At 37.2% G+C, this 12,671-nt stretch carries 11 protein-coding genes and 1 riboswitch; of the genes, 2 read left to right on the top strand and 9 right to left on the bottom strand.

Annotated features, from left to right (window positions below):
- Positions 1 to 25: 25 nt before the first annotated feature.
- The 9 genes from JNUCC74_RS06765 to JNUCC74_RS06725 all read right to left on the bottom strand — a co-directional run bounded on the left by JNUCC74_RS06765 (position 26) and on the right by JNUCC74_RS06725 (position 9,935).
- Positions 26 to 694, bottom strand: coding sequence for a methionine ABC transporter permease (locus JNUCC74_RS06765; RefSeq protein WP_454067411.1), 669 nt, complete (start codon positions 692 to 694; stop codon positions 26 to 28).
- Positions 684 to 1,715 (bottom strand): methionine ABC transporter ATP-binding protein, encoded by a 1,032-nt coding sequence (locus JNUCC74_RS06760; protein WP_077320122.1) that lies wholly within the window; start codon positions 1,713 to 1,715, stop codon positions 684 to 686. Before JNUCC74_RS06760 ends, JNUCC74_RS06765 begins: the two co-directional genes overlap by 11 nt.
- A 368-nt stretch (positions 1,716 to 2,083) precedes the next feature.
- Positions 2,084 to 2,194: riboswitch (SAM riboswitch) on the bottom strand.
- A gap of 67 nt (positions 2,195 to 2,261) precedes the next feature.
- On the bottom strand, positions 2,262 to 2,579 hold the full coding sequence (locus JNUCC74_RS06755) for a thioredoxin family protein (RefSeq protein ID WP_077320121.1): 318 nt from the start codon (positions 2,577 to 2,579) through the stop codon (positions 2,262 to 2,264).
- Between the two features lie 22 nt (positions 2,580 to 2,601).
- The gene (locus tag JNUCC74_RS06750; protein ID WP_077320120.1) at positions 2,602 to 2,958 is read right to left on the bottom strand and encodes a toprim domain-containing protein; all 357 of its coding nucleotides are present in this window, start codon (positions 2,956 to 2,958) and stop codon (positions 2,602 to 2,604) included.
- A gap of 254 nt (positions 2,959 to 3,212) precedes the next feature.
- Positions 3,213 to 3,587 (bottom strand): glycine cleavage system protein GcvH, encoded by a 375-nt coding sequence (gene gcvH / locus JNUCC74_RS06745; RefSeq protein WP_077320119.1) that lies wholly within the window; start codon positions 3,585 to 3,587, stop codon positions 3,213 to 3,215.
- 72 nt (positions 3,588 to 3,659) lie between these two features.
- Positions 3,660 to 4,022 (bottom strand): arsenate reductase family protein, encoded by a 363-nt coding sequence (locus tag JNUCC74_RS06740; protein WP_077320118.1) that lies wholly within the window; start codon positions 4,020 to 4,022, stop codon positions 3,660 to 3,662.
- Positions 4,023 to 4,521: 499 nt separating this feature from the next.
- Positions 4,522 to 6,306: an acyl-CoA dehydrogenase family protein gene (locus JNUCC74_RS06735; protein WP_077320117.1), complete on the bottom strand. Its 1,785-nt coding sequence runs from the start codon at positions 6,304 to 6,306 to the stop codon at positions 4,522 to 4,524.
- Between the two features lie 34 nt (positions 6,307 to 6,340).
- Entirely contained in the window at positions 6,341 to 7,516 is a 1,176-nt protein-coding gene (locus JNUCC74_RS06730) for an acetyl-CoA C-acetyltransferase (RefSeq protein WP_454067410.1), read from the bottom strand.
- A 19-nt stretch (positions 7,517 to 7,535) separates the two neighbouring features.
- Positions 7,536 to 9,935 carry a 3-hydroxyacyl-CoA dehydrogenase/enoyl-CoA hydratase family protein gene (locus tag JNUCC74_RS06725; RefSeq protein WP_454067409.1) on the bottom strand — a complete coding sequence of 800 codons (2,400 nt, stop codon included), beginning with the start codon at positions 9,933 to 9,935 and terminating at the stop codon, positions 7,536 to 7,538.
- Positions 9,936 to 10,846: 911 nt separating this feature from the next.
- On the opposite strand from JNUCC74_RS06725, the gene JNUCC74_RS06720 reads away from it, so the two are divergent.
- Both JNUCC74_RS06720 and JNUCC74_RS06715 read left to right on the top strand, forming a co-directional pair.
- Positions 10,847 to 11,875 (top strand): metal ABC transporter solute-binding protein, Zn/Mn family, encoded by a 1,029-nt coding sequence (locus JNUCC74_RS06720; RefSeq protein WP_454067408.1) that lies wholly within the window; start codon positions 10,847 to 10,849, stop codon positions 11,873 to 11,875.
- A 32-nt stretch (positions 11,876 to 11,907) separates the two neighbouring features.
- Entirely contained in the window at positions 11,908 to 12,663 is a 756-nt protein-coding gene (locus JNUCC74_RS06715) for a metal ABC transporter ATP-binding protein (RefSeq protein WP_077320114.1), read from the top strand.
- The last annotated feature ends 8 nt before the right edge of the window (positions 12,664 to 12,671 follow it).

Below are 12,671 nucleotides of genomic sequence, written 5' to 3'. Positions count from 1 at the left end.
TTCGCTCCTTATTCTTCTGTGATTGTTATCTTTTATCTAATTTTCGAGTGATAAAATCGCCAATAAACTGAAATAGGAAGACAATGATGACAATAAGTATCGAACAGATCAATACGATATCAAAATCTCTTCGCTGAAAGCCAGAATAATAAGCATAGCTTCCAAGTCCACCTGCACCGATTGCACCTGCCATTGCTGTATAACCAATTAAAGCAATCGCGGTAACTGTAATTCCTGATACTAAAGCTGGCATGGATTCTGGCAAGAGCACTTTAAAAATAATGGTTCTCGTTTTTGCGCCCATCGCTTTTGCTGCTTCTACTACTCCTTTATCTACTTCTCGTAAAGCTATCTCAACCAACCTGCCATAGAATGGGGCAGCACCAATGATGAGTGCAGGTAAAGCAGCGTTTGGCCCCCGAATGGTACCAACTAACAAGTTTGTAAATGGGAACAGCAATAGGATTAAGATAATAAACGGGATAGCTCGAAATACATTTACAAACGTGGCAGTAATAAAGTTAATCATTTTATTTTCCCACAGCCCGTCTTTACTCGTGAGAAATAATAATAATCCTAATAGTATCCCAAAGATGAACGTACCGAATAATGCGATAATCGTCATATAAAATGTTTCATAGGTTGCAACTGCAAAATCTTCTATTTTTATGGTTGGAAACAATTCAGTCAGCATCACGTACAACCTCCAATTCGACTGAGGTTTCATTTTGCACATAGATGATTGCCTCTGTTACCTCATCTGGATCGCCACTCATTTGAATAAATAGTGTTCCGTATGCACCAGCCTGAGTACGAGTAATCTTTCCTTGTAGAATACTAATCTCGATATCATATGTTTTAACCAGTTTGCTGATTAAGGCATCATTTGTCGTCTCGCCGACAAAATGCAATCTGATTATTTTTCCATGCTTATACGTATTGATTAGATAGTCTAAATCATAATCTTCTTCATCGTATCCCATGATTTGTTGAACGAATTTTTGGGTAACTGGACTTTTAGGTTGAGAAAACACATTTAACACATTTCCTTTTTCAACAATTTTCCCATTTTCCATCACAGCAACGTTTTTACAAATCTTCCGAATAACATGCATTTCATGAGTAATTAAAATAATCGTTAAACCTAATTGCTTGTTAATATCTACTAATAATTCCAATATTGAATTTGTCGTTTCAGGATCTAAAGCAGATGTTGCTTCGTCACAAAGCAGCACAGAAGGCTTGTTTGCTAATGCGCGTGCAATACCAACACGTTGCTTCTGTCCGCCGCTTAATTGCGCAGGATAAGCCTTTTCTTTTCCTGTTAGCCCGACTAAATCAATTAATGATTGAACTCGTTTTTTTCTTTCTTCCTTGCCAATACCAGCAATTTCTAGCGGAAATGCAATATTGTCTTCTACCGTACGTGACCAAAGCAAATTAAAATGTTGAAACACCATTCCTATATCCTGTCTAGCTACCCGTAATTTATTCTTACTGAGTGCTGTAATTTCTTGATCATTGATAAAAATTCGCCCACTTGTTGGTTCTTCGAGACGGTTTAAGAGACGGACAAAGGTACTCTTTCCAGCACCACTATAACCGATAACACCAAAGATATCTCCTTGATCAATCGAAAGGGTTAAATCATCAACAGCTGTTGTTTTTGTCTTGTTTGCAGTAAAAATCTTACTCAAACCCTCAATCGATATCACGCCTACTCCTCCTTCTTTTCGCATCGTACTTATTATGCTCTATGTGGCTTAGAAAAACTTGGCTTGTCGCCAAGTCTTTAGCGAAAGCTATAGTTTTTCTTATACTATAAAGTGAAACTCATTCAGTAGGAGTTTGCTTCCCTCTCCTACTGAATATTAGTACCGCAAGGGTATGACCTAAAGGCCCTTAAACGAATCGGGCATTTAGGTGCCGTTTTCTCCCACTTAGACCTTTTGCATCAACTCAAGATTTTGTCTTACGGCAACTTACATGCGGGATAAACCTAAAAAACTTTATACTTTCCTATAGTGAAATAAAAACGCCTTTCTGTAAGAGAACAGAAAGACGTATGTTTGTCATTTATGTCCCCTCATCTATCAAAGCTAAAGCTTTGCAGGAATTAGCACCTTTCAAACAAAGAAGTTTGAAGGTTGCCGCGGGTTCACTGGGCCAGTCCCTCCACCGCTCAAGATAAGAGTTAAACAATATTTAATTTGAATAAACCATATAATAGCATGCTCTCGTTAACTCTGTCAACGTATTTCTTATTTTTTATGAGTGAATATTTCCGGTCTATACATTATTAAATAGTGATAAATATTTGCTATATTTTTAAATGCATAGATTTTCTCCATTATTTCTCCATCTTTTTTAATGAGTAAGCATGGAACGCTTTGAATTTGGTAATTCTGCATAAAATCGGGGTAAAAAGATGCATTCATTTCGATGAAAATCTCCTGCTGTTGCATTGCTTCAATTTTTTTAAGCATGCCTCTAGCAACATGACATGTCCCGCAAAATGGAGTGAATATATAAAGCAAATAATTATCTTTTTGTAATTGTTCTTTCGTTACCTGTTGCAAACGATCACCTTTTTAATAAGAGTTAAATCAAGAAAATCGGATTAACAGCAATGCTTTTGCTTACCAGTACTTGAGCTAAAATATTCTCAGGGGTTGTTGCTACTTCTCGGTATTCACTGCTAATATGCAGATGCTTTGCATGTGGCAATTCTCTAGCTAACTGTTTGCGCAGCTTTATTCCAGAAGGATCTTCATCAACGAAAATATATACATCCTTTTCATCTAGCTGGTAATCCTCTAACAATTGATCAAACCGTTCTATACCAAGTGTTCCATTTGTACAAACAATCGTTAAATCCTCTGTTATAACTTTATTTACTTGCTTTTTATCTGTTAACCCTTCGACAATTAAAATTTTTTCTGATTCATCTGGTATCATCACATAGCACTCCTTGGGAAATCAAGCGATATGCTTTCACTTCTTGCATTAGAAGGTGAGTAATCATTTATGAAACCAAACGGTCCATTTGCCTAATTAGCGCATATTCCCTTTATTTTCTCTGCCAAATTGTACATTCGCTTTTTATTATATGGTGAAACACAGCTATTTAGTGATTGATTGCCTTTGGTAAAATTTCTATATTAAAAAGCTGATTGCAATCCTTTGCACATCAGCTATTATTCTTTGTTTTATTATTCACTTATCATTTCTTCGTATGCTTCAGCAGTTAATAAGTCATCCAGTTCACTTGTCGGCTCTACGACTACCATCCATGCTTTTTCATACGGAGACTCATTAACAAGTTCCGGGCTGTCTTCTAGCTCTTCATTTACTTCGACAACCTTTCCACTAATTGGCGCATACAGTTCGGAAACCGTTTTCACAGATTCAACACTGCCAAATGGCTCATTTATTTCCAATTCATCACCAGGCTCAGGAAGCTCTACAAATACGATATCACCAAGTTCATCTTGAGCAAAATCTGTAATTCCAATTCTTACTTTTCCATCTTCTTTTTTTACCCATTCATGTTCTTTTGAATATAATAGTTCCTTTGGTACGCTCACGTTTATCCCTCCAAAAGTTTACTCCACTTTCACTATACAAGGTTAGTCAATTTTTATCCAGTATTTCTTTTTTCATTCAGCCAGCCAATTTTCTTCAAACATGTCTTCCTTAAATCCCACGGTTACCTTCGAACCATCCGTTACAATTGGTCGTTTAATTAACATGCCATCCGAGGCTAATATTTCTGCCATTTCTTCGTCTGTTGCGTCTTTAATCTTATCTTTTATATTCAGTTCTCGATACTTTTTACCACTCGTATTGAAAAATTTTTTTGCGGGTAACCCGCTTTTATCGATGAGTGTAAGGAGTTCATTTTTACTTGGCGGACTTTCCACAATATGTATTGGCTCATAGCTTATTTCTTTATCATCGAGCCACTTTTTTGCTTTTTTACATGTTCCACAATTTGGGTACCAATAAAAGGTTAACGTCATTGTTAAAACCTCCCTTTCATCATTAACTACAAAAGGATGCTCAAAAAGTCAGATTAGAAAAACTTGGCTTGTCGTCAAGTCTTTATGGCGAAAGCTACCGTTTTTCTTATAACCATAAGGTTTTATACTTTCCTATAGTGTAAAAAAGGGAACGGCTTTCCCTTGTCTCTGTTTCTATACTATGCATATATCAAATGCCATTTTACTTGTTGAAACAGTGTCGACTAAAATGTTTCGGTTATTTTTATCTTCTTTTTGAACATATACTATTATTATAGCAAAATCATGAACGAAAATACGAATGAAATGACAAATAATGAAATCTTGGTACTTCTTGCATTTAATTTTAAAAAGCGTATACAGCGAAACTTAGCTTTTAGAACTAATCCCTCGCTTATACATAAAGCTTAAAATCGATATTCGTCACCAATTCATTTCAAATTTTTACACATGTAAAAAAGCTGCTGTCTTCTAAAAGGCAGCAGCTTTTCTTTCTGTTTTACAGTACATATTTTTCTTCTTCAATAATTACAGCAGCAATCTCGCGCTTTTTCGCTATAACGTTTACAGGTGTGTGTCTTGTTAGTTTGCGTAAAGAAGAAAGCAACATTCGTAATGTATCTCCTTCTTCTACAGCGATTAATGTTTCTTTTGCATCCGCTTCAATTCGGTTAAATGCTTCTTGAACATAAACTTGTGTGTAAAGGAGCTTCTGCTTATTCTTTTCTTTCCCTGTTTTTTGTATTGCCTTTTCGGTACGAAGGATGGCAGACTCCATATTGTAAACTTCAGCAACCATATCAGCCAAGTTTACTAGAATCTCTTGCTCCTTTTCGATCTGCTGCATATACTTTTGCGCCGCTAACCCAGCGACCATTAATACAATTTTCTTCGCATTTTTTAATAAATACTTTTCTTGTTCCAATGTTTCCGTACCTACTTCTTCTGGCATAAGCATCATTAATTCTTCTTGCAGGCTTTGAGCTTTTTGTAAAAGTGGCAGCTCACCTTTTAATGCTTTTTTCAATAGTGTGCCAGGAACTAGCAAACGGTTTATTTCGTTCGTTCCCTCAAAGATACGGTTAATTCGTGAATCGCGGTACATACGCTCAACTTCATACTCTTGCATAAATCCATAGCCGCCATGTAATTGTACAGCTTCATCTGCTACATAATCAAGCAACTCCGTACACATATATTTGTTCATGGAACATTCAATTTGGTACTCAGCAATTGCTCTAGCAACCTCTCTCCCATCATTTAGTTGTTCCTCTGTAAGTGCACCCATCCGCTGCTCAAATAAACCAACCGTACGATAAACAGCACTCTCATTAGCATACGTTTCACTAGCCATCGTAGCCAGCTTTTCCTGTGTTAATGAAAAGCTGGAAATCGGCTGATTAAATTGTTTACGTTCATTCACATATTTGGTTGCTAATTCCAAACCTATTTTAGCCCCGCCGACACCACCAATTGCCAGCTTATAACGACCCACATTTAAAATATTAAATGCAATGATGTGTCCGCGTCCTTTTTCACCCAGTAAATTTTCAACCGGAACCTCAGCATCTTCTAAAATTAAAGTACGTGTAGAAGAACTTTTTATTCCCATCTTCTTTTCTTCAGGTCCAGTTGAAACGCCCGGAAATTCTCTTTCAACAATAAATGCTGAAAAATGTTCCCCATCAATTTTAGCGTAGACAATAAATACATCTGCAAATGCAGAGTTCGTAATCCACTGCTTTTCCCCATTTAGAATATAATGTGTTCCAGCATCATTTAACTTTGCTGTTGCTTTTGCTCCTAAAGCATCTGACCCTGAACCAGGCTCTGTTAATGCATATGCAGCTAGCAATTCACCCGTCGCAAGCTTTGGCAAATACTTCTTTTTTTGCTTATCACTTCCGAAGAATACGATTGGTAATGTACCAATACCAACATGTGCACCATGCGTGACAGAAAAACCGCCCGCACGTGCAAATTTTTCGGTGATCAAGGAAGAACTGATTTTATCAAGTGCCAAGCCCCCGTATTCTTCAGGTATGTCCGCACCCAATAATCCGAGTTCTCCTGCTTTTTTCAATAACTCCACCGAATATTCAAACTCATGATTTTCTAAGTTATCGACTTTTGGCAACACTTCACCTGCAACAAATTCTGCCGTTGTCTTGGCAATCATTTTATGCTCATCATTAAAATCCTCTGGTGTAATAACATCATTTGCCGTTAAATCTTCAACTAAAAAACCGCCGCCTTTAAATACTTTTTCCTTTGTTTCACTCATTTTCTCTACCCCTTTTCTAGCTTATTTATAGATTTTAGATCAGTTCAAATACCCCTGCTGCTCCCATGCCGCCACCTATACACATCGTAACAACCCCAAATTGAACTTGTTTGCGCTTCATCTCATGCATTAAGGTAAGCGTCAGTTTCGTGCCTGTCATGCCTAATGGATGACCAAGTGCAATCGCTCCGCCATTTACATTCACTTTATCAATATCTAAGTCCAGCTCTTGAATAACACGTACAGCTTGCGAAGCAAACGCTTCATTTAATTCAAACAGACCGATATCCGATAACTCAAGTCCAGCAATTTGTAGCGCCTTAGGAACAGCGGCAATTGGTCCTACCCCCATAATCTCTGGTTCTACTCCTGCTACAGCAAACGATCTAAATTTAACTATTGGTGTTAATCCCTCTGCTTCAGCTTTATCACGATCCATCACTAATACCGAAGCTGCTCCATCACTCATTTGCGAAGAATTTCCAGCGGTTACTGTTCCTTTCACATGAAACGCCGGTCTCAGCTTTCTCAGCACTTCCATCGAGGTGTCCGGACGAACTCCTTCATCCATGGAAAATGTAATCGTTTTTTCTTGTGGCTTGTTTTTATCATTAAGGAAGCGATGCGTTATTTCTACAGGTACAATTTCGTCGTTAAATTTCCCTTCTTCAATCGCTTTTGCAGCTCGTTCATGACTCCTTACAGCGAACGCATCTTGAGCTTCTCTAGAAATTTGAAAGCGATTGGCAACTTCCTCTGCAGTATGTCCCATCCCCATATAATATCCCGGAGCATCTTGAACTAACGTTGAGTTTGGTTTTATAACATGTCCGCCCATTGGGATGAGGCTCATTGATTCTGTACCGCCAGCAATGATCGTATCACTTGCCCCAATCATAATTTGCTCAGCAGCGTAAGCAATGCTTTGTAAACCTGAAGAACAATAACGGTTAATCGTTATACCCGGAACATCATGCTTTAAACCGGCTAACCCCGCAATATTTCTTGCCATATTCATGCCTTGCTCTGCTTCTGGCATGGCACATCCAATAATGACATCATCAATATTCCCATCATACCCGCCTGCACGTTTTAATGTATCCTTTATCGTTAATGCTGCTAAATCATCCGGACGAGAAGTAGCAAGCGACCCTTTCTTTGCTTTCCCTACAGGGGTTCTTGCTCCTGCAACAATTACTGCTTCCTTCACCATGTTTCCCCCTTTTCCTTTAATTACGTAGTGGTTTTCCTTTTAATAACATGTGTTGCATCCGCTGTTGTGTTTTTGGCTCCCCGATTAGACTCAGAAACGCTTCTCTTTCTAAATCAAGCATTGCCTGTTCATCAATTTCCGTCCCCTCTTTGATTCTGCCACCTGATAATACATATGCCAGCTTTTCAGCAATTTTCAGATCATGTTCGGATGCATATCCACTTAGATATAGATTTTTTGCTCCCAGCACCATTGCCGCATATCCAGCATCACCAACTACTGGAATCTTTTCGGGTTTTGGAGGACGGTACCCTGAATTCACAAGCGCTAACACATTTTCTTTTGCATCATGCAATAAATGGTCAGCATTAACACTGATGCGATCCCCTTGATCTAAGAAACCGTATTCACGTGCTTCTGCGGCAGAAGTTGATACTTTAGCAGTAGCCACTTTTTCAAAAACATCATTAGCGACTTTTGATAAGTCAAATTTAATTCCCTTTGGCAATTGTCTAAGCTGTTTTAAATACAATTCCTTCGTTCCACCACCACCAGGAATTAAGCCAACTCCAAATTCTACTAGTCCCATATACGTCTCTGCTGAAGCCTGGATAGATGCAGCCGGTAACGTTACTTCTGCCCCCCCGCCAACTGTAATATTAAATGGTGCTACAACTACCGGTTTGTTTGCATATTTAATTTCCATTGTCATATTTTGAAAATGACGAATGACCATATCTAATTCAAAAAAGTTATCATCTTGAGCTTCCATCAGCATCATCGCTAAGTTCGCTCCAACACAAAAGTTCTTTCCTTGGTTACCAATAACCAGTCCTTCAAAGTTTTTATCTACTTCTTCAATCGCAAAATTTACCATTTGGATGATATCTAACCCAATAGCATTGCTCTTGGAATGAAACTCCAAACAAGCAACACCATCTCCTAAATCTATTAAACTAGCGCCAGTATTCTTTTTAATGACCCCTTGAACATCTTTTAATAGACGCAAATTAATTTCTTTTTTATTCACCACATTTTGTTTATACGTTCCTTTATCATAGTAGTACACATTGCCATTATCTTTTTTATAAAATGATTCATTACCATCAGCTAGAAGCTGTAAGACCCAATCAGGAATTTTCTCTCCCTCTGCCTGCATTCTTTCTACAGATGCTCGCAGTCCAATTGCATCCCATGTTTCAAATGGTCCATGCTCCCAACCGAAGCCCCATTTCATTGCATTATCAATCGCTAATATATCATCTGCAATTTCTCCCGTTAATTCAGCGGAGTAGATAAGCACCGGCTTTAATATTGACCAAACAAGGTCACCAGCTCGATCCCCTTTTTGTGATAGAAGCGTTTTCAATTTACGATGTGAGTCTTTTTGCTGCTTCGCCATTTCTATAGCGGCGGTTTTTAATTTATTTCGGTCTTCATATTCCAACGTTTCTGGGTTTAACTCATAGATCGTACTCCCTGCTTTATCTTTTTTCTTCAGGTAAAAACCTTGGCCACTTTTAGCACCCAACCAGCCTTTTTCCTTCATTTTCAACATAAAGCTTGGAACAGAAAATAACTTCTTTTCGCTTCCTTCTACTTGTTCAAAAACATTATGAGCCACATTAATAAATGTATCGAGACCTACTACATCTAATGTACGAAAAGTTGCACTCTTTGGTCTGCCTATCAATGGACCAGTTACAGAATCTACTTCCCCTACACTATACTTTCCTTTAAGCATCTCTTGAACGGTTACAAGCAAACCATATGTTCCAATGCGGTTAGCAATAAAGTTTGGTGTATCTTTTGCAATGACAACGCCTTTTCCTAAGACATCCTCGCCAAAGCGTTTCATAAACTCGAGTACCTGAGGTTCCGTATCTTTTGTCGGTATAATTTCAAGTAGTTTCATATAGCGTGGCGGGTTAAAAAAATGTGTACCGAGAAAATGTTTACGAAAATCCTCGGAACACTCAATCGACATTGCTTCAATAGAAACACCAGATGTATTTGAACTTACAATAGTTCCTTGTTTTCGATATTTATCTATATTTGCTAGTACGTTTTTCTTTATCTCTAAATTTTCAACGACCACTTCGATAATCCAATCTACGTCAGCAAGCCTTTCCATATCATCTTCCATATTACCGATTTCAATTAAATCAAGGCTTTCTTTTGTTGTAATTGGTGAAGGCTTTTGCTTTAATAATGCTTTTTTACTTTGTGCAGCAATTCGATTACGTACAATTGGATCTTTTAACGTTAGCCCCTTTTGTTCTTCTTCCTTTGTTAATTGTTTTGGTACAATATCAAGCATTAAAGTTGGAATACCAATATTAGCCAAGTGAGCAGCAATTCCAGAGCCCATGATTCCAGAGCCTAAAACAGCAGCACGCCTGATTGATTGCTTCATCATTTATCCTCCCATCCGCAATTTGAATGAATACTCATTCATTTTGTTTCAAAAATAAAAAGATAGTCTCCTATCACTTAATTATTACTATAATGTATTTACTGACATTTCGCAACAATAAATCATAAGTTTTTAATAAAGGGATTAGCAAAAATTTTTAAGCTTCTATACGGAAAACATAACAAGTGGCTAGTTTTCTTACCCTATCTTCTCATCCTAAGAGAGAACTTCAGCAAGCTTTTTCTATTAGTGAGGAATGAAATGATATTTACTTCTATAGTTCAAGCGCTCAAACTTAGTAAATTACGATTTTCTTCCGATAATAAGTCACCATCGGCTCTAAGCCTACTAAAAGCGTCGACATCCCCCTGTTTTTTGAGGCATGTTTTCTTATCCCACATGTCAGCATCCGTATTTTGCCATTTGAAAAATATTTTACGAACTTTATGAAAAAACGGCTCCTACATTCCCATTCGTTCGTGGCGACAGAACAAGTAAGACTTCCTGAATAAGCATCGCACGCAGAAAAAGTGCTTTCCTTTTTCAAGGACAAGGAAAGCTACGAAGTAATATACCGCGGTTTTTCAAGGAGAAAAGCACTCCTTGAATGAAATTTCACTTCCGTTAGAAGTTCGCAGTTTGTACACTATTCATGTGTACTTTTCATTCCTTTATCACATGTGAATTACTATCTAAAATAGATTTCTTCCACTTCCTTTTTGCCTTTTTATCCCTTTACATGATTCATATTCATTTACTAGCTCTAAACATAGATGAATCAGTTGGTATACATGGGATTAGAATTTTAACATTAGTCTCTTCACAAAAAACAAATCGGAATCATTACTATTTACATTTCAGAATGATTACGATATTATAATAACAGATTTTAGTCTGTGGGAGGACACGTTGTGAAAAAGTTGTTCATATTGATAATTTTGTTTGGCATATTCAATTTTATATTAATGGGTTGCACAAAAAGTACTTCTCAGCCAAAGAATAATTCTGATTTAACTATATATACTTCTATCTATCCCTTACAATTTGCAGTTGAACAAATTGGCGGGGAAACTGTAAAAGTAAATTCTATCTATCCCCCAGGTGTGGATGCACATACGTATGAACCTGCTTCAAAAGACGTTACCGATATCGCGAAAAGCGATGCATTTATTTATATGGGAGCAGGCTTAGAAGGCTTTGCTGAAAGTATTGCAGATGCCTTAGCCAGAGAAGATGTAACCCTTGTTGAAATTGGAAAACACGAATCATTATTTGCTGCTGCTAATACGCATAAGAATAGACCGTCTCATGACAAGAGTAGTCTTTCTCACGATGATGAGCATAGCCTGCCTCATGAAAAGATTAATCATTCTCACGATGATGAACACGATCATTCTCATGATGGTCATGATCACGGAGGTCATGACCCACATATTTGGTTGGATCCGTTACGAATGATGGAGATGTCGGAAATTATTAAAAATCAATTAGTCAAATTAAATCCGGAGCAACAAGCATTGTATAACCAAAACTTTAAACAACTCAAAAAACAATTAATAAAGTTAGATCGTGATTTTCAACAAGTGTTACATGCTAAAGAAAACAAGCATATTCTTGTTTCTCACGCTGCATATGGGTATTGGGAAGAACGTTATGGATTAGAGCAAATCGCTATTAGCGGCATATCTTCCAGCAATGAGCCTTCCCAAAAAGATTTAGTCCATATTATTGAACAAGCAAAACAATACAAGCTCGATTATTTGATTTTTGAACAAAACAGTTCTAATCGCATTGCCGAGATCATTCAAAAACATATGGACGCAACAGCAGTAACGATTCATAACTTATCCACACGAACAGAAAAAGACATTCGTAATAATGAAGATTATCTTTCATTAATGAAACAAAATTTGCTTATTCTTGATAAAGTAACAAAATGACTGTGTAAAAATTAAATTAAAGGAGTTCTACGATGAGGGAAAAGATCGTATCAATCAAAAATGTTAGCTTCACCTATGAAAACAAAAAAGTATTGGAGAATATTTACTTTACCATCCCTAAGGGTTCATTTGTGGGGCTAATCGGTCCAAACGGCGGAGGTAAAACAACTCTCATTAAACTAATTCTTGGTTTAGAAAAGCCTGATACGGGATCTATTGAGCTTTTTGGTGAATCAGTGAACAAATTTTCTGCTTGGAATAAAATCGGCTATGTTTCACAAAAAGCGAATACATTTAATAAGGGGTTCCCTGCTACCGTATTCGAAGTTGTCTCTATGGGATTAACTGCAAAAATTGGCTATTTAAAATTTTTCACACGTAAGCATAAAGAAAAAATATATCAAGCGCTTAAACAAGTAGATATGGAAGCTTATACACATGAAAATATTGGTAATTTATCAGGGGGACAGCAACAGCGTATTTTTATAGCCAGATCTCTCGTTAGTGAGCCTGAATTATTAATCTTAGATGAACCGACTGTAGGAGTGGATCGTAAAAACGTTCAACGATTTTATGATCTGCTTGATCGATTAAACCAAAAGCAGGGAATTACGATGTTAATGGTTACGCATGATACCGGAACAATAACTGAACAGGCTACACATATCGCATGCCTTAATAAAACATTACATTTTCATGGTAAGCGGGCTGAATATAAATCGTTACCTGAAAAAGACCTGTCTCAACTATACGGACATCAAGTAAATATTGTTAAACACGATCATTAATTTGGAGG

This window comes from Cerasibacillus sp. JNUCC 74 (genome assembly GCF_053667775.1).
This window is presented reverse-complemented; position numbering and strand designations above follow the sequence as displayed.